At 72.1% G+C, this 23394-nt stretch carries 24 protein-coding genes; 16 read left to right on the top strand and 8 right to left on the bottom strand.

What is annotated here, in order from left to right; genetic code table 11:
• Positions 1–15: 15 nt before the first annotated feature.
• The 3 genes from ACIO3O_RS03330 to ACIO3O_RS03320 form a co-directional block, all read right to left on the bottom strand.
• A complete protein-coding gene (locus tag ACIO3O_RS03330) occupies positions 16–1281 on the bottom strand; it encodes a sensor histidine kinase (RefSeq protein WP_401741294.1) in 1266 nt (421 codons plus the stop codon).
• On the bottom strand, positions 1278–1997 hold the full coding sequence (cseB, locus tag ACIO3O_RS03325) for a two-component system response regulator CseB (protein WP_401741292.1): 720 nt from the start codon (positions 1995–1997) through the stop codon (positions 1278–1280). The genes ACIO3O_RS03330 and cseB overlap by 4 nt, the downstream gene beginning before the upstream one ends.
• Before the next feature lie 180 nt (positions 1998–2177).
• The gene (locus ACIO3O_RS03320) at positions 2178–2624 is read right to left on the bottom strand and encodes a hypothetical protein (protein WP_401741291.1); all 447 of its coding nucleotides are present in this window, start codon (positions 2622–2624) and stop codon (positions 2178–2180) included.
• A gap of 447 nt (positions 2625–3071) precedes the next feature.
• Here ACIO3O_RS03320 and ACIO3O_RS03315 point away from each other — a divergent pair, with 447 nt between their 5' ends.
• The 5 genes from ACIO3O_RS03315 to ACIO3O_RS03295 all read left to right on the top strand — a co-directional run bounded on the left by ACIO3O_RS03315 (position 3072) and on the right by ACIO3O_RS03295 (position 9927).
• Entirely contained in the window at positions 3072–4157 is a 1086-nt protein-coding gene (locus ACIO3O_RS03315; protein WP_401741289.1) for a sensor histidine kinase, read from the top strand.
• Positions 4154–4831: a response regulator gene (locus ACIO3O_RS03310; RefSeq protein WP_401741288.1), complete on the top strand. Its 678-nt coding sequence runs from the start codon at positions 4154–4156 to the stop codon at positions 4829–4831. Before ACIO3O_RS03315 ends, ACIO3O_RS03310 begins: the two co-directional genes overlap by 4 nt.
• 225 nt (positions 4832–5056) lie before the next feature.
• Entirely contained in the window at positions 5057–7252 is a 2196-nt protein-coding gene (gene helR / locus ACIO3O_RS03305) for an RNA polymerase recycling motor ATPase HelR (RefSeq protein WP_401741287.1), read from the top strand.
• 185 nt (positions 7253–7437) lie between these two features.
• Complete coding sequence (locus ACIO3O_RS03300; protein WP_401741284.1) at positions 7438–7692, top strand: hypothetical protein; 255 nt, start codon at positions 7438–7440, stop codon at positions 7690–7692.
• Positions 7693–7704: 12 nt separating this feature from the next.
• Complete coding sequence (locus tag ACIO3O_RS03295) at positions 7705–9927, top strand: MMPL family transporter (RefSeq protein WP_401741282.1); 2223 nt, start codon at positions 7705–7707, stop codon at positions 9925–9927.
• Positions 9928–9989: 62 nt separating this feature from the next.
• Here ACIO3O_RS03295 and cutA read toward each other — a convergent pair whose 3' ends face one another.
• Positions 9990–10340 carry a divalent-cation tolerance protein CutA gene (gene cutA / locus ACIO3O_RS03290; RefSeq protein WP_401741280.1) on the bottom strand — a complete coding sequence of 117 codons (351 nt, stop codon included), beginning with the start codon at positions 10338–10340 and terminating at the stop codon, positions 9990–9992.
• A 25-nt stretch (positions 10341–10365) separates the two neighbouring features.
• A complete protein-coding gene (locus ACIO3O_RS03285) occupies positions 10366–10848 on the bottom strand; it encodes a hypothetical protein (protein WP_401741277.1) in 483 nt (160 codons plus the stop codon).
• 263 nt (positions 10849–11111) lie between these two features.
• On the opposite strand from ACIO3O_RS03285, the gene ACIO3O_RS03280 reads away from it, so the two are divergent.
• The 7 genes from ACIO3O_RS03280 (at position 11112) to ACIO3O_RS03250 (ending at position 16621) form a co-directional block, all read left to right on the top strand.
• Positions 11112–11714 carry a CGNR zinc finger domain-containing protein gene (locus tag ACIO3O_RS03280; protein ID WP_401741275.1) on the top strand — a complete coding sequence of 201 codons (603 nt, stop codon included), beginning with the start codon at positions 11112–11114 and terminating at the stop codon, positions 11712–11714.
• A 103-nt stretch (positions 11715–11817) separates the two neighbouring features.
• Positions 11818–12711: a GNAT family N-acetyltransferase gene (locus tag ACIO3O_RS03275; protein ID WP_401741274.1), complete on the top strand. Its 894-nt coding sequence runs from the start codon at positions 11818–11820 to the stop codon at positions 12709–12711.
• Positions 12708–13508 (top strand): methyltransferase domain-containing protein, encoded by an 801-nt coding sequence (locus ACIO3O_RS03270; RefSeq protein WP_401741271.1) that lies wholly within the window; start codon positions 12708–12710, stop codon positions 13506–13508. The genes ACIO3O_RS03275 and ACIO3O_RS03270 overlap by 4 nt, the downstream gene beginning before the upstream one ends.
• Positions 13509–13517: 9 nt before the next feature.
• Positions 13518–13868: a hypothetical protein gene (locus ACIO3O_RS03265; RefSeq protein ID WP_401741269.1), complete on the top strand. Its 351-nt coding sequence runs from the start codon at positions 13518–13520 to the stop codon at positions 13866–13868.
• Between the two features lie 123 nt (positions 13869–13991).
• A complete protein-coding gene (locus ACIO3O_RS03260) occupies positions 13992–14537 on the top strand; it encodes an SMI1/KNR4 family protein (protein WP_401741266.1) in 546 nt (181 codons plus the stop codon).
• A gap of 35 nt (positions 14538–14572) precedes the next feature.
• Entirely contained in the window at positions 14573–14992 is a 420-nt protein-coding gene (locus ACIO3O_RS03255) for a hypothetical protein (RefSeq protein ID WP_401741263.1), read from the top strand.
• 165 nt (positions 14993–15157) lie between these two features.
• A complete protein-coding gene (locus ACIO3O_RS03250; RefSeq protein ID WP_401741261.1) occupies positions 15158–16621 on the top strand; it encodes an NF041680 family putative transposase in 1464 nt (487 codons plus the stop codon).
• 128 nt (positions 16622–16749) lie between these two features.
• Here ACIO3O_RS03250 and ACIO3O_RS03245 read toward each other — a convergent pair whose 3' ends face one another.
• Positions 16750–17832, bottom strand: coding sequence for a hypothetical protein (locus ACIO3O_RS03245; RefSeq protein ID WP_401741258.1), 1083 nt, complete (start codon positions 17830–17832; stop codon positions 16750–16752).
• A 151-nt stretch (positions 17833–17983) separates the two neighbouring features.
• On the opposite strand from ACIO3O_RS03245, the gene ACIO3O_RS03240 reads away from it, so the two are divergent.
• The gene (locus tag ACIO3O_RS03240; RefSeq protein ID WP_401741255.1) at positions 17984–18607 is read left to right on the top strand and encodes a GNAT family N-acetyltransferase; all 624 of its coding nucleotides are present in this window, start codon (positions 17984–17986) and stop codon (positions 18605–18607) included.
• Positions 18608–18712: 105 nt separating this feature from the next.
• Here the strand turns inward: ACIO3O_RS03240 and ACIO3O_RS03235 are convergent, their stop codons facing one another.
• Positions 18713–19087, bottom strand: coding sequence for a VOC family protein (locus tag ACIO3O_RS03235; RefSeq protein ID WP_401741253.1), 375 nt, complete (start codon positions 19085–19087; stop codon positions 18713–18715).
• Between the two features lie 143 nt (positions 19088–19230).
• Here ACIO3O_RS03235 and ACIO3O_RS03230 point away from each other — a divergent pair, with 143 nt between their 5' ends.
• From ACIO3O_RS03230 to ACIO3O_RS03220, 3 genes are all read left to right on the top strand, one after another.
• Positions 19231–19833, top strand: a complete 603-nt coding sequence (locus tag ACIO3O_RS03230) for a LysE family translocator (protein ID WP_401741252.1) — start codon at positions 19231–19233, stop codon at positions 19831–19833.
• A 1-nt stretch (position 19834) separates the two neighbouring features.
• Positions 19835–20542 (top strand): B3/4 domain-containing protein, encoded by a 708-nt coding sequence (locus ACIO3O_RS03225; protein WP_401741250.1) that lies wholly within the window; start codon positions 19835–19837, stop codon positions 20540–20542.
• Between the two features lie 72 nt (positions 20543–20614).
• Positions 20615–22186 carry a PLP-dependent aminotransferase family protein gene (locus ACIO3O_RS03220; protein ID WP_401741249.1) on the top strand — a complete coding sequence of 524 codons (1572 nt, stop codon included), beginning with the start codon at positions 20615–20617 and terminating at the stop codon, positions 22184–22186.
• Here the strand turns inward: ACIO3O_RS03220 and ACIO3O_RS03215 are convergent.
• A complete protein-coding gene (locus ACIO3O_RS03215) occupies positions 22108–23379 on the bottom strand; it encodes an alkene reductase (RefSeq protein WP_401741246.1) in 1272 nt (423 codons plus the stop codon). The two genes, ACIO3O_RS03220 and ACIO3O_RS03215, sit on opposite strands and share 79 nt — an antisense overlap.
• Between the last annotated feature and the right edge of the window lie 15 nt (positions 23380–23394).

The raw sequence follows: 23394 nt of genomic DNA, 5'->3' as shown, positions 1-23394 counted from the left end.
CGTCGCCGCCGTGTATCAGTTGCCGCTCACTGCGTCCGGTGACGAGGGCAGCCGCAGCATGGCCACCGCGCCGCCCTCCGGCGCGTTCGCCAGCTCCAGTTCGGCGTCGAGGAGCCGTGCCTGCGCCAGGGCGATGGTCAGCCCCAGCCCGTGCCCGCTCCCCCGGTCCGCCGCCCCCGTGTGGAACCGGCGCGGCCCGTCCCGCAGCAGGTCGGCCGGGTATCCGGGCCCGTGGTCGCGCACGACGACGGTCCCCTCCCGCACCTCGACCCGCACCGGCGCTCCGCCGTGCCGGTGGGCGTTGACCACGAGGTTCCCCACGATGCGCTCCAGGCGGCGCGGGTCCGTCTCGACGGGGGCGAGGGCGTCCTCGACGGCGACCTCCGCCGCGTATCCGGTACGTGTCACCGCCTCCCGCACCACCTCTCCCAGCGGCACCCGCGCCCGCACCGCCCGCTCGGCGCCCGCGTCCAGCCGGGAGATCTCCAGCAGGTCCTCGACCAGCCCCCGCAGGTCCCGCACCCGGGCCCGCAGCAGGTCCTCCGTCTCCCCCGGCGGCAGCAGGTCGACGGCGGCCAGCAACCCCCCGACGGGGGTGCGCAGTTCGTGCGCGACATCGGCCGTGAAGCGCCGCTCGGACTGCAACCGCCGGGCCAGGCTGTCGGCCATCCGGTCGACGGTGGCGGCGATCTCGGCCACCTCGTCGCCGCCCTTGGTGGGTCCGGTACGGGCGTCCAGGTCACCGGCGGAGATCCGGGCGGCGGTCTGCGAGACCCGGCGCAGCCGGCGGGCCAGCAGTCCGGCCCCGTACACGGCCAGGGGTGTGGCCGCGGCCAGCGCGATCAGCGAGGCGGCGCCCATGGTGAGGTCGAGCCGGTACAGCGTGTGGAACTCCGGGCCCATGTTGACCTGGAGGGCGAGGACCGGACTGCCCGGGCCGCCGGTCCGCTGGGCGGCCCAGACGCTCGGCCCGATGGTGCCGTCGCCGCCGTCGTCGTACGCCGAGTGCCGGTCGGTGTCGGAGAGCTCGCGCAGGGCTGCGGGCAGGTCGGGCGGGTCGAGTTCGGCGCCGTCCGCGAGGGTTCCGGTACGGCGGTAGACGTCCATGGCGGAGTAGACGCCGTTGGTGGCGCGGGCCTCGGCCCGGCTGCGGATGTCCTGGGCGCTCCACACGTGCACCAGCACCCCGACGGCCGCCACGACCAGGCAGGCGGTGGCCGCCGCCAGCGCGGCGATCTTCCAGCGCAGGGAGAGGGAGCGGCGGCGGGGCACGGGGTTCATCGCCTGAACTTGTAGCCGAAACCGCGGACCGTCTCGATCCGGTCCCGCCCCAGCTTGCCGCGCAGCCGCTGCACGCACAGGTCCACGACCCGGCTGTCACCGTCCCAGCCGTAGTCCCAGACGTTGCGCAGCAGGGTGTGCCGCTCCAGCACGATGCCGGGGTGCGCGGCGAATTCGAGGAGCAGCTTGAGCTCGGTCGGGGTGAGGGCCACCGGGCTGCCCGCGACGAACACCTCCAGGCCGCCGGTGTCGATGGTCAGGTCCCCGAAGACCAGCCGCCCGTCCGGCTCCGCCCCGCGTGTCCCCGCCTCCGGCCCGGGCACGGGCGCGTACGTCGCCCGCCGCAGCAGCGAACGGATCCGGGCCACCAGTACGTACGTGTCGACGGGCTTGACCACATAGTCGTCCGCACCGGCCTCAAGCCCCGCGACGACGTCGAGCCCGTCGCCCCGGGCGGACATCATCAGCACCGGTACGAGGCTGGTCTCGCGGACCTTGCGGCACAGCCCGATGCCGTCGAGGCCCGGCAGCATCACGTCCAGGACCAGCAGGTCGAAGCCGCCCTCGCGGAACAGCTCCAGCCCTTCCAGCCCGTCGGCGGCGCTCCTCATCGCGTACCCGTAGCGCTCCAGGGCGACGGTGAAGGACCGCCGCATCAGGTCGTCGTCCTCCACCAGCAGGACGCGGGGGGTGGGAGTGGAGGCGGCCGATGACACGGGGGGTGGCTCCTGTCGTACGTACGGCTGGGGATGCGGGGGCCGCACCGGCTGCCCCAGTCGTACGATATGGCAGATATCCGGCACACCGGCCGCACGGCCCGCATCGATGCCGGACCAAGCGGCGGGTGATACGTGCCCGATACAAACCGGGCCCGTCCGTCACGCCCCGGCCTCGTCTCAGCCGCGCCGCAGCCTGCGCAGGCCCAGCGCGCACACGCCGCAGACGGCTCCCCACCCCGCGTTGAACAGGAAGATCGGCACGATCGCGATCGGCTGGGCCGGCGGGCCCTGGAGTTCGCCGGTGAGGATCGGCGAGAGGACCGCGCTGAGGGCGACGGTGGCCAGCGCGTACCCCATGCCTGCGGCGACTCCGAGGAGGAGGGGTTCGCGCACGCGGCGGACGAGGCCGAGGAGCAGGATCCAGGCCAGGGTGATGAGTGCGGTCAGGACCAGGGGGGTGGTGGGCTTTCCGAGGACGTCGTTCAGGCCGACGATCGAGAAGAGGGGGCGGAGGCAGGCGACGAGGACCAGTGCGGTCAGGAGGGGGCGGTCGAGGGCGCGGAGGCGTTGGCCGAAGGTGGGGGTGGGGGTGGGTGTTTGGTGGAGCGTGGGTTCCGGGTTCATGCGGTCAGCGTGGGGGGAGGGCCGGGGGTGGGGCGTCTGCCTGGGGCGGACTGTAGGCGTACGCCTCGGGTTGTGGGAGCGTGGGGAGGTGTACGGCGCTGGTTGCGGGGTGGTGGGGAGGCTGTCGTCCGCGCGGACGGGGGCGGGGTGGGGTGTGCTGCTTAGGCTGGAGGCATGGCCCCTCAATCCGGCCCGGAAGGGTCCGTGCCCGGTGTCTCCGGAGGGCTGCGACGGCCCCCCGCTCCGCGCCGCACCCGGCATCCGGGTTCGCCTGCGGCGGGCTGCCCCAGCCCCTTCCCCAAGCTCTCAACTTCGTTCGAGCAGGGGAGACCCCATCTTTCACCTAAAGCGCTCGCCGCGCGGCTGGGTGGGTGGTTGCTCGCGCAGTTCCCCGCGCCCCTGACGGGGCGCTCCTCACCGGCAGGGGATGCACAGCGAGATGCCACCTTGGCCGTGGGTGTGTTCGTGCTGGTGGCGTTGGGGAGTCTGCGGTCGTTGATCGGGGAGCGGTCCGAGGGCTGGGGGGTCACCGCACTCGGGTGGGCGCTGATCGGTGTCTCCTGCGGGGCGTTGTACTTCCGGCGGCGGTGGCCCGTCGCGGTCGGGGGGTTCGTGTGGGCGGCCTCGGGCGCGTACTACCTGGTCAGCACCTACGACGGGCCGCTCATGGCCGCCTTCGCCGTCGCCCTGTACACCGTCGCGGCCGAAGGGCGGCTGCGGGCGGCCGTCGCGCTCGCCGCCCTGGCCGTGATCGGGACCGGCCTCGGCACCCTCGCGGGCAACCACACCGTCAACGGCGTCGCCCTCTTCATGCTCACCGGCTGGCTCGTCGGCACCGTCGCCCTCGGCTGGGCCCGGCACACCCGCCTCGCCCACGCCCGGGAGGCCGAGCGGCGTGCCGCCACCGAGGAGCGGCTGCGCATCGCGCGCGAACTGCACGACGTCGTGGGGCATCACCTGTCGCTCATCAACGTGCAGGCGGCGGCCGCCCTGCGCCGGACCCAGAAGCGTTCCGGGAGCGGTGAGGAGGCGTTGGCCGCCATCAAGGAGTCCAGCCGCGAGGCCCTGCGCGAGCTGCGCGCGACCCTCGGCGTCCTGCGTCAGGTCGACGAGGCCGCCCCCACCGCTCCCCCGGCCGGGCTGGACCGGCTCGACGACCTGGTCGCCGGTGCCCGGCGTGCGGGGCTGGAGGTCGAGACGTACCGCAGCGGCGTTCCCTGGCCCCTCCCGACCGAGCTGGACCTCGCGGCGTACCGGATACTCCAGGAGTCGCTGACCAACGTGGCCCGGCACGCCCGCGCCACCACCGTGACCGTCCGCGTCGAGCACGCGCCGGACCACCTCGCCCTGGAGGTCGCGGACGACGGCCGCGCCGCCCCGGGGCCGTACGGCAGCGGCATCGTCGGCATGCGCGAGCGGGCCCGTGCCCTCGGCGGCGAGCTGGCTGCGGGACCGGGGCCCGGCGGGGGCTTCGCGGTCCGGGCCCGTCTTCCCCTTCCCCTTCCTCGTACCGCTGCGGACGGAGCATCGTGAACGCGAAGATCAAGGTTCTGGTCGTCGACGACCAGCGTCTCGTCCGCGCCGGGTTCCGGTCGATCCTGGAGGACGAGGACGACTTCGAGGTGGTCGGAGAGGCCGCCGACGGCGAGGAGGCCGTCGGCGCCTGCCGGGCGCTGCACCCCGACGTCGTGCTGCTGGACATCCGGATGCCGGGCGTGGACGGCCTGGAGGCCGCCCGCCGCATCGCCGCCGATCCGCGCCTCGACCGCGTGAAGGTCGTCATCCTGACCACCTTCGACCTGGACGACTACGTGTACGGTGCGCTGCGCGCGGGCGCGACCGGGTTCCTGGTGAAGGACACCGAGCCCGAGGAACTGGTGCGTGCGGTACGGGTCGCCCATCGCGGCGACGCCCTGATCAGCCCCTCGGTCACCCGGCGGCTGATCGCGGAGTTCGCCGGCCGGGTGAAGGCCCCCGTCACCAGTCCCCGGCTGAACGCCCTCACCGCGCGCGAGCGGGAGGTCATGGAACTGGTCGCCGCCGGGCTCACCAACGACGAGATCGCGGCCCGCCTGGTGCTCAGCCCCGCCACGTCGAAGACCCACGTCAGCCGCATCATGACCAAGCTGGCGGTGCGCGACCGGTCCCAACTGGTGATCCTGGCCTACGAGTCGGGCATGGTGCGGCCGGGCTGGCTCAGCGAGTAGACGGCCTACGGCGGACGGATTGCCGGAGCGCATCCGGAGCGCATCCGGAGCGCATCCGGAGCGCATAAAGAAAGGCAAGGAGGTCAGTGCTCTCCTTGCCACTATCAACTTATAACCCATGGGGGGCCTTGCGGCAAGGCCCCGTAGCTGGTGCAGAATCGCGGATCTCAGCCAGAGCTGAGCAGAATCCTGCCGGAATGGGAGATCCCCGAGTTGCGTGCCACGTTGTCCGAAGCTGCCGCCACCACCCCCCTCACCACCAGCGCGTTCAACCTGCCCGACACTCTCTCCGCCAAGGCCGACCCCGCGCTGATCGGCTCCGACACGGAGCACTTCGCGGCCATCGCACACAGCCTCGCCGCGACGATCGCCGAACTCTCCGCGAACCTCGACACCGCCCGCAAGGCCCCCGGCCGCCTCGGCCGCGAGGCGATGGACCGTGACTCCGAGATCCACCGGCTGACCGCCCGCCTGCGCACCCTGCGCCGCTTCGGACTCGACCTGTGCCTGGGCCACTTCGTACCGGAGGACGGTTCCGGGCCGGTGTACGTCGGGCGGCTCGGCCTGACCGACAGCGAGGGGCAGCGGCTGCTGGTCGACTGGCGCTCCCCCGCCGCCGAACCGTTCTTCGCCGCCACGCACGCCCACCCGATGGGGCTGGCCAGCCGTCGCCGGTACCGCTGGAACGACGGCCGGATCAGCGACTACTGGGACGAGGTGTTCACCGCCGACGGCCTGAAGGGGCATGCCGTCGCGCTGGACGACCAGTCCGCGTTCATCGCCAGCCTCGGCGGCGAGCGCTCGTCGCGGATGCGGGACGTGCTGTCCACCATCCAGTCCGACCAGGACGCCATCATCCGGGCGGGCTCGCGCGGCGCGCTCGTCGTGGACGGCGGTCCCGGTACGGGCAAGACGGTCGTCGCCCTGCACCGCGCCGCACACCTGCTGTACGCCGACCCGCGCCTGGGGCACCGGCGCGGCGGCGTCCTGTTCGTCGGCCCGCACCGCCCCTACCTGGACTACGTCGCCGACGTGCTGCCGAGCCTGGGCGAGGAGGGCGTGCAGACCTGCATCGTGGCGGACCTGGTCGCCGAGGGTGCGTCCGCGCTGCCCGAGGCGGACCCGGAGGTGGCCCGGCTGAAGTCGTCCGTCGCGATGGTGCGGGCGATCGAACCGGCCGTCGCCCTGTACGAGGAGCCGCCCACGGAGGGCATGACGGTCTCCACGCACTGGGCCGACGTATGGCTGAGCGCCGCCGACTGGGCCGCCGCCTTCGCCGCCGTGGAACCCGGCACTCCGCACAACGAGGCCCGTGACCAGATCCGCGAGGAGCTGCTGACGATCCTCATGGACAAGCACGAGGAGGAGGACGAGGAGGGGGAGGTCTCACCGCAGCTCCTGCGCCGCTCGCTGCTCCAGAACCGCGAGCTGATCGGCACCCTCAACCGCGCCTGGCCGATCCTGGAGCCCACCGACCTGGTCGGCGACCTGTGGTCGGTGCCCGCGTACCTGCGCAAGTGCGCTCCCCACCTGTCCGTCGACGAGGTGCGCGCCCTCCAGCGCAAGGACGCCCCGCACGCCTGGACCGTCTCCGACCTGCCGCTCCTCGACGCGGCCCGCCAGCGGCTCGGCGACCCCGAGTCCTCCGCCCGCAAGCAGCGCCACGACGCGGCCGTCGCCGCCGAACGGGCCCGCCGGGCCGACGTCATGGACAGCATCCTGCAGAACGTCGAGATCGACGAGAGCGAGGGTGCGCTCGGCATGCTGCACGGGCAGGACATCAAGGACACCCTGATCGACCAGGACGGGCTCCCGTCGGCCGAACCCGATCTCCTCGCGGGACCGTTCGCGCACGTCATCGTGGACGAGGCGCAGGAACTGACCGACGCCGAGTGGCAGATGCTGCTCCAGCGCTGCCCGTCCCGCAGCTTCACCGTGGTCGGCGACCGGGCGCAGGCGCGGCACGGGTTCACGGAGTCGTGGCGGGAGCGGCTGGAGCGGATCGGCGTGGACCGTATCGAGGTGGCCTCGCTGACGGTCAACTACCGCACCCCGGAAGAGGTCATGACGGAGGCCGCTCCGGTGATCCGGGAGGCACTGCCGGACGCCAACGTGCCGACGTCGATCCGCAGCAGCGGCATCCCGGTGGTGCACGGTGCGGCGGCAGACCTGGACGCGGTCCTGGACGGCTGGCTCGCCGCGCACCCGGAGGGCGTGGCCTGCGTGATCGGCGACGCCGACTACCGGCCGCTCTCGCCGCGCGTGCGCTCGCTGACCCCGACGCTCTCCAAGGGGCTCGAATTCGACCTGGTGGTGCTGGTCGACCCGGCGGAGTTCGGCACGGGCATCGAGGGGGCGGTGGACCGGTACGTCGCGATGACGCGGGCGACGCAGCAGCTGGTGGTGCTGACGCGGGCGTGAGCGCGCGGGGCGGGGCTGCGGTGACGTACCCGACGCACGTGATGGCGACGTACCCGACGTATGTGATGTCCGTACGAAGGCAACTCCAGCGGTAGTCGTACGGCCGCCCCCGCAACCGGCGCGGTAGGCGGGGTGCCCGCCCCGGGCCGACGCCGAGGGGCGGGCCGGGCGCGGAGTGTCGGGGCATGAGCGCACCTCCGCCGCCCCCGCCCTCGCGGTTCGTCGCGGGTCTGGTCGGACTCCAGGTCGGGGGTGCCGCCGGTTTCCTGCTCACGGAGACCGTCGGCGCCTTCTGTGCCTTTGTCCTCGACCGGGCACTGCACGTGGACGGCAGCGGTGCGCTGCTGGTGGCCTACATCGCCGTACCGCTGGTCTGTGCCGTGCTGGGTGCGGTGATCGGCGTCCGGTGTGCGGGCCGCGCGTCCCGTCCGTACCGCTGAAGCGAGTTCCTCATGCGCCCAACTCCCTTGCCCACCGGCGTCTTCGGACGGCTGGCCGCCTGGTCCCAACGGCACCGCTGGGGCGCCCTGCTCCTGTGGGTGCTCGCGGTCGCGGTGATCACCGTCGCCTCCCAGGGCGTGAGCAGCGCCTACCGCAACGACTTCGCGCTGCCGGGTACGGAGTCCCAGTCGGCCTCCGACCTGCTCGAACGGCACGGTTCCGCGCAGGCGGGTGGCAGCGTGCAGATCGTCTTCCGGGACCCCGACGGCCTGCGCGACGACCGTCCGGCCGTCGAGAAGACGGTGGTACGGGTGCGGGAGCTGCCCCGGGTGGCCGACGTCAGCAGCCCGTTCGCCGACGGCTCGGCCCTGTCCCGGGACGGGACGACCGGGTACGCGACGGTCGTGCTCGACGCCGCGTCCGAGGACGTGCCCCGGGAGGACGTCGTACGGATCATCGACACCGCGCGGCAACAGGCCGGGCCGGGTCTGACCGTCGCCCTGGGCGGCGACGCGGTGCGCGGTGCGCAGCAGGAGAGCGGCGGGGCGGCGGAGGGTGCGGGGCTGCTGGCCGCGCTCGTCGTCCTGGTGCTGCTCTTCGGCTCGTTCGTGGCGGCGGCGATCCCGCTGCTCACGGCGGTGTTCGCGGTCGGCGGCGCGGTCGGGCTGATCGCGCTGGCCTCGCATGTCTTCACGATCGCGGACTTCACGCCGCCGATCATGATGCTGGTCGGTCTGGGCGTCGGCGTGGACTACGCACTGCTGATCTTCTACCGCTTCCGGCGCGAACTCGTCGCCGGCGCCGCCCCGCAGGACGCCACCCGTGCCGCGCTGGACGCGGCGGGCCGCACGGTCTTCTGTGCGGGCTGCACGGTGATCGTGGCCCTCCTCGGGCTGATCGCGCTCGGCCTGGGCTCGTTGCAGGGCGTGGCGCTGGCGGTGGCGCTGACCGTACTGGTGACCATGGCCGCGTCGCTGACCCTGCTGCCCGCGCTGCTGGCGTTCTTCGGCGGCCGCATCCGGCGCACGGTACGCAGGAGGAAGCCGCGTGAAGAGGGCCGCCGCTGGCGGCAGTTGGCGTCCTTCGTGCAGCGCCGCCCGCTGCCCGCACTGCTGGCGGCCGTCGCTGTCCTCCTCGCCTTCTCGGCACCGGCGCTCGGCATGCGGCTGGGCTTCGCGGACGCGGGCAACGACCCGGTGTCGTCCACGAGCCGACAGGCGTACGACCTCCTGGCGAAGGGCTTCGGCCCGGGCTTCAACGGCCCACTGATCGCGGTGAGCCGGGGCGGGGAGGGTGCGGCGGAGGGGGACGGGGGCGCGGCGGTCGGCGGGGCGGGCCCGGCAGTCGGCGGGGCGGGCCCGGCGCACAACGGCGCGGGCGCGGCAGTCGGCGGCGCGGGCGCGGCGCAGCAGCTCCGTGCGGCGCTTTCCGGGGCCCCCGGTGTCGCCGGCGTCAGTCCCGTCCTCCCCTCCCCCGACGGCGCGGTCTCCACGGTGATCGTCTTCCCGGCCGGCTCCCCGCAGGACGCGGACACCGCCCGGCTGGTCCACACCCTGCGCGCGGACGTCCTGCCTCCGCTCGCCGGACGCACCGGCGCGGAGTACCTGATCGGCGGTCCGACCGCTGCCGCGCAGGACTTCGCCGACTCGGTCGCGGACCGCATCCCGCTGTTCGTGGCGCTGGTGGTGGGCCTGTCCACCCTGCTGCTGATGCTGGTCTTCCGGTCGCTCCTGATCCCGCTGAAGGCGGCGCTCCTCAACCTCCTGTCCATCTCGGCGGCCTTGGGCGTGATCACGCTGGTCTTCCAGCACGGGTGGTTCGGGGTGCAGCCGGGGCCGGTCGAGGCGTTCATCCCCGTCATGATCTTCGCGATCGTCTTCGGCCTGTCGATGGACTACGAGGTCTTCCTCGTCGCCCGCATGCACGAGGAGTGGGAGCGCACGGGCAACCACCTGCACGCGGTCCGCGAGGGCCTGGCCGCCACCGGCAAGGTGATCACGGCGGCCGCGGCCATCATGATCGTGGTCTTCGGGGCGTTCGTGCTGAGCCCCGGCCGGATGCTCCAGCAGTTCGGCCTGGGCCTGGCGGTGGCGATCCTGCTGGACGCGGTGGTCATCCGCTGCCTGATCGTCCCGGCGGCGATGCAGCTCTTCGGCCCGCGCGCCTGGTGGCTGCCGGGGCCGCTGGCCCGCCTCCTGCCGAAGGTGACACTGGAGCGCCCGGCCCCCCAGTAGCAGGCACGGAACCCCCCAAGTAGCAGGCACGGAACGGGGAGGCCGCCCGGGCGACCTCCCCCTCACCCTGCCGACGTCCCCGCCCCACGCGTCTGCTCCCCGACCCACTCCAGGTACGCGGGACTGCCCGCGACCACCGGAACAGCGACGATCTCCGGGGTGTCGTAGTCATGCAACTCCCCAACAAGAGCGGCGAGTTCGGGAACCAGCTCGCCCCGCGTCTTGAAGTCGATCCGCCACTCCCGCGCCCGCTCGACCCGCCCCTCCCACCGGTACACGGACCGGACCGCGTACACCTGCGCGCAGGCGGCCAGCCGCTCGCCGATCACCCGGTCGGCGAGTTCGTCGGCGGCGGCCTCGCTGTCGGTAGTGGTGGTCAGGATCGCGTACGGGGCGGAGTTCGGCGTCGTCATGCCGTCGAGCGTACGCAAGTAGGGGTCACCGGCCCGCCCAGAAGGCGTCCAGCGGCTGCGGGGTGGCGGCGGCGATCAGTTGGCGGGCGGTGCGGTGGGCCGTGGCGGCGGACTCGGCGACCGTACCGAGGGAGTGGTTGACGGTGGAACCCTCGTAGACCAGGAGGAGTTGGTCGACCAGGAGGCCGGGGTCGGGGGTGCCGGTGGCCTCGGCGAGGGCGACCATGCGGGCGCGCAGGGTGCGCTTGTGACCGGCGATGACCGCACGGGCGACGCCGTCCGGGTGGTCGGACTCGTACTGGGCCTGGATGAAGGCATTGCTGCGGAAGCCGTCGGCGGAGGTGCCGCACGCCCACTCGCGGAGGGCGTCGAAGACGGCGAGCAGCCGGGCGCGCGGGTCGTCGCCCGCGGAGTCGACGGCCGCGTCGAGGATGAGGCGCCAGCGGGTCTGGCGGCCGTCGAGGTAGGCGAGGAAGGCGGCGGTACTGGCGGGCTTGAGAGTATGCACGGTTCCTCCCGGGGCGGGTGAAGTCGGTAAGGGGCGAGGTGAGTCGGGCGGCGGGGGCGGCGTGGGTGCGCCGTGCCGTATCGCGTGCCCGGCGTCGATCCCGTACAGCACGTCCTGGACGATCCGGGTGACGCGGCGGAGGAGGGGGCGCATGGGCGACGGTCCTTCCCGGCGCCCGGCTTCCGGCTTCCGGACAAGCACCGGCGGGGCGCACTAAGAGGTAAAGTGGCCTTTCACACATGACGCTAACACGGGAGTAAGGCTTGAAGATACTGTTTTCGCATTACACATCCGGCGCGGCCGTCGCGACGGACCTCGTCAACACGTCGGCCCACGTCCGCACGGACATCGGCGAAGTCCTCACGGGGCCGGACGCGTTGACGACCTTCCTCGCCGAACACGACACACGACTTGACGCCCTGCCACCGGGAGCAGCACCGACCACCGACGACCTCACCGCCGTCCTGACCCTCCGTCAGGAAACGCGCGCCCTGCTGGCGGCCACCTCCGAGGACGAGGCCGTCGAGGGCGCCAACCACCTCGCTGCCAGGGCCACTTCGGGCCTCTCCCTGCTCCGGGACACCGAGGACCGCCTCCAGTGGTACGTCACCACCGCACCCGGCGCCTCCGTGGCCGACGAACTGGCCGCCCTCATCGGCACCGGCCTGCTCGGCGTGCTGCACACGCTCGGCCACAGCCGGTTCCGGCCCTGCCAGTCGCCGACCTGCACGGGCCTGTTCGTCGACACCAGCAAGGCGGGCCGCCGCTGCTACTGCATCCCGAACCTGTGCGGCAACCGGCTGCACGTGGCGAAGCACCGGGCCCGGCAGCAGGCCCGTCAGCAGGCACGGGACGCCTCCCGGTGAAACGGGGCGCCTCCCGGTGAAGCGGGGCACCTCCCGGTGAAACGCGGCGCCTCCCGCTAAAAATCGGGATGCTACCCACCCCCACCCCCACTACCTTCGCCTGATGGACTCCGTACGCACACGGCTGATGCGCGAGAGCGACCTCCCCTCGGCGGAACAGGCGTCGCACACGACCTTCCTGGAGGGCGACCGCCTCAGCAGACGCGCGAACGAACCCGAACCGGAGCCCCGCACCCCCGCCGACTCCGCCCTCTGGATCCAGCGGATGGGCCACTTCCTGGCCACGGACCCGGCGGGCTGCTGGGTGGCGGTCGACGAGGCCGACGACGACCGGGTGGTGGGCTTCGCCCTCTCCCAGAACCGGGGCCCGCTCTGGCTCCTCATCACGTACGGCGTCCTGCCCGGCCTCCAGGGCAAGGGCATCGGCAGGCGCCTCATGGACGCGGCGCTCTCCCACGCGGGCGACCGCCCCGGGATGTTCATCTCCACGGTCCACCCGGGCGCGACCCGCCGCTACTGGCAGGCGGGCTTCACCCTGCACCCGCTGATGGGCCTGACCGGCACCGTCGACCGCTCCTCCCTCCCGGCGGTCACCGACCTCCACGAGGGCACCGCCGACGACATCCCCTGGATGGACCACCTGGACACGGCCCTCCGGGGCGCGGGCCACGGCCCGGACCACGCGCACTTGTTGGAGACGATGCGCCTGGTCGTGTCCCGCACCCCCCAGTACCCCGGCTACGCCTACCTCGACCCCCGCGGCCGCACCCACCTCCTCGCCGCCCAACACCCCTCCACGGCCCGCACCTTGCTCTGGGAGGCCCTCGCCTCCGCCCCTCCCGGCCCGACCGGCATCCCTCCGGCCATCACCACCGCCAACCACTGGGCGGTGGACGTCGGCCTCTCCGCCCGCCTGACCCTCCTCCAGGACGGCTACCTGGCCCTGCACGGCCTGCCCGCCCCCACCCCCTACCTCCCGAGCGGCCGCTTCCTGTGACTCCTCTTCCCCTCCAGGCGGAATTCCGCCACCCCCTGCTCGTCCAGGTGTACGACGCCGAGTGCCCCTGGGGCCCGGACGACACCCTCTTCCTCGCCCTCGCCAACGAGACCCCGCACGCCCGCGTGCTCGACCTGGGCTGCGGAACGGGCCGCGTCACCCTCGCCCTGGCCGCGGCCGGCCACACGGTCACGGGAATCGACCCGGCCCCGGCCGCGCTCGCGGCAGCCCGCGCCAAGCCGGGCGCGGAGAAGGTCACCTGGCTGACGGGAACGCTCCCGGAAGTGGCCGCAGACCTCCCGCACACGCCCTTCAACATCGCCATCATGACGGCCCACGTCGCCCAGTTCCTCCTCACGGACACCGAATGGGCCGAGACCCTCACCCTCCTCAAGAACGCACTCACCCCGGGCGGCCGCCTCATCTTCGACAGCCGCGACCCGGCCGACCGCCGCTGGGAACGCTGGAACCCCACCGACTCCCGCCACGAGATCACGCTCCCGGACGGCCTCAGAGTGACGGCCTGGACGGAAGTCACCGAAGTGAGCGGCGAGAACGTCTCGTTCACCCACCACTACACCTCCCCCACCCTCCCGGACCTCCACAGCACCGCCACCCTCCGCTTCCGCCCGGAACCCACCCTCCGCACCTCCCTCGCAGAGGCGGGCTTCACGGTCGAGCAGATCTACGGCGGCTGGCACCGCGAGCCGGTGGGCACGTCACCCGACGGCGAGTTCGTGGTGGTCGCCCGCGTCCAAGATTTGTCCGACGGATCCTGTCCAGCAGGGCTCGGTTAGGTTGACCGCATGTCTTCTGCACTTGTTGTTGGTTACGACCCGCAAGCGATACCTGGCGTCGATGGAGAGGCTCTTCGCGCGGCACTCGATGCGGAGCTCGCCCGGTTCGGTGAGTACGGCATCGACGCAGCCATGACACTGATCGTGTTCGACGCATCAGCCGAATCCAGCCTCGTCGCTTCGTTGACCAAGCAACCGTGGGACGTCGTGGTCGTCGGCGCCGGGATTCGCAAGACCGAGCAACTGCTGCCGCTCTTCGAACAGATCGTGAACCTGATCCGACGGCATGCGCCCCAGGCCGCCATTGCGTTCAACACCAGTGGCGGGGACACCGTCGAGACGGCACAACGCTGGCTCTGACTTTCGGCCGCCCGACAACGCCCTGAGCCACCGTCGAATCGCGGCAACGGCCACGGCAACGGCAACGGCAACGAGGACGACGTAACCGCTCGTCTGTCACTGGCAACTGGTACCTCTGATGCCATGGATGCATCCGATGGAGAATATGTCACTGCCGAGGACCTTGACCGCTTGCGGGAGGCCTTCCCCACTGAGTGGAGGGAACCCCCGCTCGGCTGGGAGGCCCTGACGGCCTGGGAAGCCGAGGCTGGAGTCGTACTGCCCGAGCCCTATCGGTCATTCGTCGCCGAGATAGCCAACGGCTCGTCCCTCGGACCGCCCGAGGACGGCGGGCTGTTGCCCCTGGGATGGCTCCCGGACCCATGGCCCCATGGCCTGGGGCCGCGCAACCCGTCCGCGACCTTCCCTCTCACCGAAGCATGGATGTGGGAAGAAGACGGCAGCGCAGGTGGCGAATGCATCAGCGCTGTCTACAACGACGGATCGGTCGTGCTCGGCACGGAAGAGAGCGGCATGTACTGGCTCCTGACCACAACGGGAGACTCTCCGGGATCGGTCTGGTTGGTGGCGGACGTTGGTGCCCAGCCCTACCCCGGGCCCATCGCGTCCAGTTTTCCGGACTGGGTACGCCGTTGGCAGGACGGCAACGGCTGGTGGGACGGCAACTAAGCTTTTCGTTTAACCTCACTCTGATGGAGGTGGGGATGGGGCAGGCAGTGTTGGAGTCCATCACGTATGCGGCGGTGTGCCAGGACTGCGGTGCCCGGCTGGAGTGTTGTGGCGTCCAGGCCCTGGTGGACGGTTCTCTGCGGTGGGACGTGGAGGTCACCTGCTCGGCTTGTGGGTTCGCGATGGCCTCGTGCGACGACGTACTGCCGTCTGACCTCCGCGATCAGTTGCTCTCCAAGCACGGAACGGCAGGGCTGCGGGTAACTTCCCCACAAGGAAAGAACATCGCGATCATGCGCGTGCTGCGGACTGAACTCGGCATCGGCCTCACCGAGGCCAGGACTGAACTGGGCCGTGTGCTGGCCGGGGAGTTCTCGGGAACCCTTCCCGAGATGGAACTCCTCGCCCGCAAGCTTCGGGCGGCCGGAATCTCTGCGGTAGCCGCTCGGCGATAGCGCTTTGCCCCGGTCTGGACCGCTCTTCGTCGCTCGCCATGTGACCGCTGGCCTCGAATAACACGTCGCACAGGGTCACTGACCTGGGCATTCGCCGGACGGGCGGACAGCCTCCGTATGAGCATGCGTTCCGTCACAGAACCGCACTCCTACGAAGGCCACAGGATGAGTCTGCTGCACCACGATGCCCGGCACGAGGCATTCGACTTCACCTCCCACTTCCGGGAGGACCTCTACGGATGCCTGACCCGGCGCGGTGACACGTTGTTCGAAATCACGGACGCGACGCTCTGCGAGAACGGGCCGGTGACCTCACCGGTCGACCCGACACTGCTGGCCGAACACCGGCGCGGGCACGGCGCGATGTACGACGCACTCAATCACGACCGCATCGATGCGGACAGGCTGCGGAAGGCACTGACCGTGCTGCCGCAGCCCAAGGCCGCCGACGAGCGCCTGGTCCTGGCCGTTGATGTCTCCGCGTGGCTGCGTTCGGACGCGCCGACCAGCCCGGACCGCTTGTTCTGTCATGTCTACGGACGCTCGGGACGCTCCAGTGACCAGTTCGTCCCCGGCTGGCCGTACTCCTTCGTCGCCGCGCTGGAAACTGGACGGACGTCGTGGTGCCAGCTGCTCGACGCGGTCCGCCTCGGCCCCGACGACGACGTCGCCGAGGTCACCGCCCGGCAGGTCCGCCGCGTCGTGAACGACTTGATCGGCCAGGGCCAGTGGGAGGACGGCGACCCGGACATCCTGGTCGTCTGCGACGCCGGCTATGACGCCCCGCGCATGGCCTACCTCTTGGGCGGCCTGCCCGTCGAGGTGCTGGGACGGATGCGCTCGGACCGCGTCATGCGACGGCCGACACCCTCACTCAAGGAGTACGCCCTGGCCTATCCCCAGGGCGGACGACCACCGAAGCACGGCAAGGAGTTCCGTTTCGCCAAGCCCGATACCTGGGGTGAGCCCGACGCGGCGACCGTGCAGGTGACCGACCGCTACGGCACCGCCCAGGCGATGGCCTGGGATCGTATCCACCCCAGGCTCACCACCCGCAGCGCGTGGATCGACCACAACGGCGAACTCCCCGTCATCGAGGGCACCCTAATCCGCCTCCAAGTGGACCACCTGCCCGGCGGAGGCGACCCACTGCCCGTCTGGCTGTGGTCCTCCAAGACCGGCATGACCAGGGAGGACGTCGACCTGCGGTGGCAAGCGTTCTTGAGACGATTTGACCTTGAACACACTTTCCGATTCGTCAAGCAGACGCTCGGCTGGACCCGTCCCAGGCTCCGCAGCCCCGAGGCCGCGGACCGGTGGACGTGGCTCGTGATCGCCGCGCATACCCAGCTGAGGCTCACCCGCGAGGCCGCAGCCGATCTCCGCCGCCCCTGGGAGAAACCGGCCGAGCCCGCCCGGCTCACTCCGGCCCGCGTCCGCCGCGGGTTCAGAAACCTCCGCCCTCACCTGCACAGTCCGGCCCGTGCGCCCAAACCCTCAACAGCCGGACCAGGACGCCCGCTTGGCTCGAAGAACCGACAGCCCGCTACCCGCTACGACGTGGGCAAATCAACCAGACGCCCCGAAAGCATCGCTGAGCGTAATCAACTCAAAGCTCACAAACCATAAAAAAACAAGCTAAGACGTGCCACACCGCTGTGCTGTCTGGTGCGGTTCCGTACGGGTGCGTCGTCGCTGGGCGCGCGGTTCACCGCGCCCCTGACCGGGCGAAGCTGCCCGTGCCTCGACAGTCGCGGTCAGCCGTCGAATCTCGACCAGGGAATGTCCAGTCGGCGCAGCGGATACAGCGCGCTGCGATGTGTGGCACCGATCCAGACCTGGAGCGTGCTCTCGTCCCAGTCAGGTGTGACGTCGGCGACCAGCCCGGGACCGACCAGGAAGTCCCTCGGGGCGATGGATGACAGGAACGGCCGCAGCGGCACGCGCCGGAGACAGTCCTCAAGCACCGGCAGGGAGTCACGGGGAACGTCGTGAGAAAGGGCCAGGTAGGGGGCGGTCAGAGCGGCTTCGTGCAACTGAAACTGCAGGAGGAACGCGCTCAGCGGCTCCTGTTCGGGTACGGGTTGATCGTCTTCGCACCAGACGGTCGGATCGGTGTCGATGGCACCCGGCTGCCAGAGGAACGACCAGGTCCAACCGCCCTGGTTCTCGACCCCGAAGGCGAGTCGCTCCGCGCTGTCGTCCAGAAGCAGGCCGTTGGCCGGCAGGATCCCGTTCTGCCGGCCGAGGACAGCCGGGTGCCGCGCCGCCAAGCGGTAGAGGTTGGCCAGCGCCCACGGAACGGAAGCCGGTATCTCGGTTACCGGCCCCTCTGCACCGGTCGCCGGGAACCAGCCCTTGACGAAGAGTTCCAGGGCCCGGCCGCGGTCGGTGTTCACGTGGTCGAGCCACTCCAGACCGGGCAGGACGGACGACGGGCCCGACGGCCGCACCCTGTCCAGCACTTCTTGGCCCAGTGGGGAGTCGAGGTGCAGTACGCAGAGCAGCACTTCGCTGTCGCTCCACTGCCCGGTCCCCGGCCGTGCCGTGCCGAGGTAGACGCATCCTCCGCCGAGCCGGATGAACACGTGCAGGGGGAGTCGGGTGCCCACATCCCAGATCCGTGCGGCGAGCTTGACCGGGCCCGGACCGTACAGCCGCAACTCCCTGCTGTTCCACACGCAGCTGGTGGTCACGCTGTCCACAGCATCCGCAATGACCACGAGCTCCGCCGAGCCGAACGCGACGACGGCACCGCCCATCGTGAACATCTCGGCGTCGGGGCCGACAAGGGCCAGGGCCTCGGCTTCATCGACAAGGTCCAAGCAGGTCAGAGGCATGGCCGCGAGTGTAATCAACCCCGGAAGCGCCGTAGACGACGGACGACTTGGTGGGTTACGGGCTGCACAGGGTCCGGTGGAGCCGGGCTCCCCGCCTTCACCGAACGAAAATCCCTGGCCAGAGCCGCGGGAGCCCGCTAGAAAGGGGCCCATGAGCACCTCCACCCCGCCCCCCGCGGACCCACGCACCTTCACGCCCACCACCCTCGACCTCGGCGACGCCCACCTCCGCCCCTGGAGCCGCAAGGACGTCGAGTCGTCCGCGCTCGTGCAGGGGCTGATGGACGCGGCGGCCGACCCGCAGATAGCCCTCTGGAATCCGCTGCCCGCCGCCGACCACGCCGCCGCCGTGAAGTGGCTGGAGGTACGGGGCGACGCCTGGGACGCCGGGACCCTCGCCACCTTCGCGCTGCTCGAAGGGCCCGCGACGGACTCCGGGCGCGAACCGGTGTTCCTGGGCGCCGTCACCGTCCGCTGGACGGACCGCTCCGACGGGCTCGGCATGGTCGGTTACTGGCTGCTTCCCGCCGCCCGCGGCCGGGGCCTCGCGACCCGTGCGACGCTCGCCGCCACCGAGTGGGCGTTCCGCACCGCTGACGTCCGCCGCCTGGAACTCGCGCACGCCGTGGAGAACGAGGCCTCCTGCCGGGTGGGCCTGCGCGCCGGCTTCCCCGCCGAGGGCACCCTCCGCGCCTCGTACCGCTTCGGCGACGGCCAGTACCACGACGAACACCTCCACGCCCGCCTCGCGACGGACCCCACGCCGCAGGGCTGACGCAGTCCTCTGCCGGGTCAGGCTCACCCGGCGGCAACGGCGCACCGGCCCCCGCCTGCCGGTGGTGGTGGCCGCCACCGGCGGGCGAGCAACCCGTTAGGGCCCTCACCCGCCCCCCGTGTCGATCACGCAGAAGCGGTTCCCCTCCGTGTCCGCGAGCACCACGAAGTCCGGCTTCTCGGGGTACGCGTCCCAGTCCACCCGCATCGCCCCCAGCCCCACCAGCCGCTCCACCTCCGCCGCCTGCGCGGCCGCGTCGCCCGCGTAGAGGTCGAGGTGGACGCGGGGGTGCTCCTGCACCGGCGTCCCGCTCAGGCCGAGCGACAGCGCGGGCCCGCCCGCGCCGGGGTCCGCCGGGACCAGTACCGCCCAGTCGTACGACGGCTCCTCCCTCGGTACGTAACCCAGCGCCGCACTCCAGAAGGCGGCGGCCCGCGACACGTCCGAGACTCCCAGCACCACTGATCCGATGTGCACCATGCACCCAGCCTGCCCGCAGGGGCGCCCGGCATCCCCAGGAGGGAACCGCCATTGGACCTGTCGAGCCGGTCGTCTTTGGCTCTGTTCGGTGGACCATGGCCCCGCCAGGGTGGGAGGGCCAAGAAAGCTTCTGGAGGTCCCCCTTGAGTGTCGCGTTCCTGCTCACCACCCTCGCCGTGGTGCTCACCCCCGGCCCCGGCGTGGTCTTCACGCTCGCCGCCGGGCTGTCCCACGGCCGTCGGGCCGGCCTGGTGGCCGCGTTCGCCTGCACGCTCGGCGTCGTACCGCATCTGCTGGCGTCGATCACCGGGCTCGCCGCACTGCTGCACGCCAGCCCGGTGGCGTACGAGGTGGTGAAGTACCTCGGCGTCGGCTACCTGCTGTACATGGCGTGGACGACCCTGCGCGACAAGGACGCGCTGGAGGTCGGACAGGCGGAGCGCCGGCCGGCGCGACGGGTCATCGTCTCCGCGGTGCTGATGAACCTGCTCAATCCCAAACTGACAATGTTCTTCGTCGCGTTCCTGCCGCAGTTCGTGCCCGTCGAGCGGTCCGGATCGCTGGGCGCGATGCTGGAGTTGAGCGCCGTGTTCATGGCGCTGACCTTCGTCGTCTTCGCGGCGTACGGGATCTGCGCGGCCGTCGTACGGGACCGGCTGCTGGCCCGGCCCCGTGTGATGACCGCGATCCGGCGGGTGTTCGCCGTGTCCTTCGTCGGCCTGGGCGCACGGCTGGCGGTGGCCTGACATGCGCTTCCGTCACGCCGATACGATCTGGTCCGCCCATCCCGAGCTGGGCGCAGGCGCACTGTACGCCTCCGGTGTCGGCCCGGCCGCCGACCTCGGCCCACGCGTCGCGGAGTACACCGGCCGCGCACGGGACCGGCTCGCCGAATCCACCGAGGGCCAGTTCCCCGAAGTGCTCGCCTGGCGGCGGACGTTCACCCGCGTCGGGCTGAAGCCGACGCAGTACCGCTGCGCCTCCGAGTCCCTCCTGCGGCGGCTGCGCAAGGAGGGCTCGCTCCCCCGCATCCACCCCGTGGTCGACCTGTGCAACGCCCTCTCCGTCGCGTACGGAATCCCCGTCGCCGCCCTGGACGCCGACCGGATCACCGGCCCGCTCCTGGAGGTGCGACCCGCCCACGGCGACGAGCTGTACACCACCTTCGGCGGCGACACCGAGCATCCGGCCCCGGGCGAGGTCACCTTCGTCGACTCCGGCGGCCGCGCCCACGCCCGCCGCTGGACCAACCGGCAGAGCGGCCACTCGGCGGTCGGCCCGGGCACCACCCGCATCCTGGTCGTCACGGAGGCCATGCACGAGGGCGGCGGTACGGAGACGGTCCCGGCCCTGCTGAAGTCCCTCGCGGAGGAGCTGTCCACGCACTGGCCCACGGACCCGGTCTCGGCCGTACTCACGGCCGCCGCACCGGAGTTCACCTTCGGCCCGAAATAGCCCCCGGGTACCACCTACCGGTCGCCCCCGCCCCGCATGACAGCATGGCCCCGGCGAACGAGGGGGGACCGGATGACGAACAGCACGACCACACCCACCTCCTACGGCTCCGACTTCCTCCAACTGGACCTCGGCAGCGCCCCCTCGGGCGGCAAGGCGGACTGGCTCGCCCAGCGGCTGCGCGGGGCGATAGCAGACGGCCGCCTCGTCGTCGGGGCCAAGCTGCCGCCCACCCGCGTCCTCGCCGCCGAACTGGGCGTCTCCCGGGGCGTCGTCACCGAGGCGTACCGCCGTCTGACGGAGGACGGTCACGTCGAGGGGCGTCGGCGCGGCGGTACGACGGTGGTCGCGGCCCCTCTCGCGGCCCCCGTCGCGGCTCCTCCCCCGGTCCCCGTCGCGGGCCCTCTCGTACGGCCGCACCTCCACCTCGTACCGCCGTATCCGCCTGCCGGGCCCACCCCGCCCCGCACACCGGCCCCCACCGGGCCGGAGCCGTCCGCCCTCTTCCCCCACGCCCCCGGCCCCGACATCTTCGACGCCCTGCGCGCCGCCCGCGCCCGTATCGACCTCGCCCCCGGCCGCCCCGACCTCAGCGCCTTCCCCCGCGCCGCCTGGCTGCGCGCCGAGCGGGAGGTGCTCGCGGAGCTGTCCGCCGAGGACCTCGGGTACGGGGACCCGCGCGGCGCCCCGAGGCTGCGGCACGCCGTCGCCGACTGGCTGGCGCGCAGCCGAGGCGTACGGGTCGCGCCGGACGACATCCTGATCGTCGCCGGTACGGCCCAGGCGCTCACCCTCCTGCACCCGGTCCTGCGCGCCGACGGCATCGACAGCATCGCCGTCGAGGACCCCGGCTCCCTCGGCACCCGCCAACACCTCCTGAACGGCGGCCTCGCCACCCCGCCCGTCCCCCTCGACGAGGACGGCCTGCGCGTCGACGCCCTGCGCGCCACCGGTGCGCCCGCCGTCCTCCTCACCCCCGCCCACCAGTTCCCCATGGGCATGGTGACCAGCGGCGAACGCCGCCGCGAGGTACTGCACTGGGCCGCCGCCCACGACGGGCTCATCGTGGAGGACGACTACGACGCCGAGCACCGCTACGACCGCCCGCCGGTCCCCGCCCTCCGCTCCCTCCTCCCCGACCGTGTCTGCTACCTGGGCAGCGTCTCCAAACTCCTCGCCCCCGCGCTGCGCATCGGCTGGATGGTGCCGCCGCCCCGGCACCTGGGCGCACTCACCGAGGCGAAGCGCTTCACCGACCTGGGCAATGCCGTCCTCCCCCAACTGGTGCTCGCCCGCCTGATGGAGTCCGGCCACCTGGAACGGCACCTCCGCCTCCTGCGGGGCCGCCATGTGCGCCGCCGCGACGCGATGATCGACGCGGTCGCCGCGCACCTGCCGGGAGCGGTCGTGCACGGCGCGGCGGCGGGCCTGCACCTGACCGTCACGTACGCCCCGGCCGACGTCCCCGACACCGAACTGGCCGCCGCCGCGCTCGCCCTGGGCGTGAAGTGCCAGCCCTTGTCGTGGCACCGCCAGCTCCCCGGACCACCGGGTCTCGTCCTCGGTTACGCGGCCGGATCGACCAGCGCGGTCGCGGAAGGGGTGGAGCTGATCGGCCGGGCCCTGCGCGAGCTCGTCGGGTAGCCGGAATCCACCGTCGCCGGATAGCCGGAATCCGCCGTCGTCGGGTGGCCGGAGTCCGCCGTCGCCGGGTGGCCGGAATTCCCCGTCGGCCCGGCCGGGTTCCACGTCGGGTAGTCGGTGTAGCCCTGCTCGCCGCCCACGTACATCAGCCCCTTGTCCCGTACGGGATTGACCGGAGCCCCGGCCCGGAGCCGGGCGACCAGGTCCGGGTTGGCCAGGAAGGGGCGGCCGAGGGAGATCAGGTCGGCGCCCGCCGCGAGCAGTCGTTCGGCGGCGGAACGGCCGCCGTCGGCGGGGATCTGCGCTGCCGGAAGGACCGGGTTGGCGATGAGCGTGCCGGGCCAGTCGGCGCGGATGCGGCGGAAGAGGGGGGCGTCGGGGTCGGCGTACACGAGGTGGAGGTAAGCGAGGTCGCCCACTTCGGCCAGTGCGGGGACCAGGGCCGCGTAGATCGCGTCGGTGTCGCCCTCGTCGATGCCGTTGACGGTCAGGCCGGGCGAGAGCCGTACGCCGACCCGCTCGGGCCCGATCGCCTCGGCGACCGCCCGCACCACCTCCACGACGAAGCGGATGCGGTGGGCGACGGAGCCGCCGTACTCGTCGGTGCGGAGGTTGGTGTTGCGGGCGAGGAACTGGTGCAGGAGGTAGCCGTTCGCGCCGTGCACCTCGACGCCCTCGAAGCCTGCCTCGATCGCCTTGCGGGCCGCGGCCGCGAAGTCCGCGACGGTGGAGCGGATGTCGTCGGTGGTCAACTCCCTCGGGGTGAGCGCCGGTTGGTGGCCGGTGGCGGTGTGGATGGTGTCGGGGAGCGGAACCGGCGAGGGGGCGAGCGGCGCCCGGCCGCTGTTGTCGGGGTGGCCGACCCGGCCCCCGTGCTGGAGCTGCACGAACATCCGGCCGCCCTCGGCCCGTACCGCGTCCGTCACCCGGCGCCAGCCCTCGACGTGCGCGGAGGTGTGCAGACCGGCGGTGTTGGCGTACGTCTGGCCGACCGCGTTCGGCCGGGAGGCCTCGGCGATGATCAGGCCCGCGGTGGCCCGCTGGGCGTAGTAGGTGGCCATGAGCGGGAGCGGTGTGCCGTCGGCGGCGGCCCGGTTGCGGGTCAGGGGGGCCATGACGAGGCGGTTGGGGAGGGTGAGGGGGCCGAGGCGGGTGGGCTGGAAGAGGGCGGCTTCTGCGGCTGTGTTCGTCATGGCCGTACGGTAGAA

This window comes from Streptomyces sp. NPDC087440, assembly GCF_044744005.1.
Lineage (GTDB): Bacteria > Actinomycetota > Actinomycetes > Streptomycetales > Streptomycetaceae > Streptomyces.
The sequence above is the reverse complement of the archived record's forward strand: the minus strand, read 5'-3'. Positions and strand labels throughout refer to the sequence as shown.

What these genes read in the sequence shown, in the direction of transcription:
- ACIO3O_RS03255 (WP_401741263.1), top strand. Translation starts at nt 14,573, where the DNA reads ATGGGGCAGGCAGTGTTGGAGTCCATCACGTATGCGGCGGTGTGCCAG.
- ACIO3O_RS03300 (WP_401741284.1), top strand. Translation starts at nt 7,438, where the DNA reads ATGAGCGCACCTCCGCCGCCCCCGCCCTCGCGGTTCGTCGCGGGTCTG.
- ACIO3O_RS03225 (WP_401741250.1), top strand. Translation starts at nt 19,835, where the DNA reads ATGCGCTTCCGTCACGCCGATACGATCTGGTCCGCCCATCCCGAGCTG.
- ACIO3O_RS03330 (WP_401741294.1), bottom strand. Translation starts at nt 1,281, where the DNA reads ATGAACCCCGTGCCCCGCCGCCGCTCCCTCTCCCTGCGCTGGAAGATC.
- ACIO3O_RS03235 (WP_401741253.1), bottom strand. Translation starts at nt 19,087, where the DNA reads ATGGTGCACATCGGATCAGTGGTGCTGGGAGTCTCGGACGTGTCGCGG.
- ACIO3O_RS03220 (WP_401741249.1), top strand. Translation starts at nt 20,615, where the DNA reads ATGACGAACAGCACGACCACACCCACCTCCTACGGCTCCGACTTCCTC.
- ACIO3O_RS03250 (WP_401741261.1), top strand. Translation starts at nt 15,158, where the DNA reads ATGAGTCTGCTGCACCACGATGCCCGGCACGAGGCATTCGACTTCACC.
- cutA (WP_401741280.1), bottom strand. Translation starts at nt 10,340, where the DNA reads ATGACGACGCCGAACTCCGCCCCGTACGCGATCCTGACCACCACTACC.
- ACIO3O_RS03240 (WP_401741255.1), top strand. Translation starts at nt 17,984, where the DNA reads ATGAGCACCTCCACCCCGCCCCCCGCGGACCCACGCACCTTCACGCCC.
- ACIO3O_RS03265 (WP_401741269.1), top strand. Translation starts at nt 13,518, where the DNA reads ATGTCTTCTGCACTTGTTGTTGGTTACGACCCGCAAGCGATACCTGGC.
- ACIO3O_RS03275 (WP_401741274.1), top strand. Translation starts at nt 11,818, where the DNA reads ATGGACTCCGTACGCACACGGCTGATGCGCGAGAGCGACCTCCCCTCG.
- ACIO3O_RS03245 (WP_401741258.1), bottom strand. Translation starts at nt 17,832, where the DNA reads ATGCCTCTGACCTGCTTGGACCTTGTCGATGAAGCCGAGGCCCTGGCC.
- ACIO3O_RS03215 (WP_401741246.1), bottom strand. Translation starts at nt 23,379, where the DNA reads ATGACGAACACAGCCGCAGAAGCCGCCCTCTTCCAGCCCACCCGCCTC.
- ACIO3O_RS03320 (WP_401741291.1), bottom strand. Translation starts at nt 2,624, where the DNA reads ATGAACCCGGAACCCACGCTCCACCAAACACCCACCCCCACCCCCACC.
- ACIO3O_RS03260 (WP_401741266.1), top strand. Translation starts at nt 13,992, where the DNA reads ATGGATGCATCCGATGGAGAATATGTCACTGCCGAGGACCTTGACCGC.
- ACIO3O_RS03295 (WP_401741282.1), top strand. Translation starts at nt 7,705, where the DNA reads ATGCGCCCAACTCCCTTGCCCACCGGCGTCTTCGGACGGCTGGCCGCC.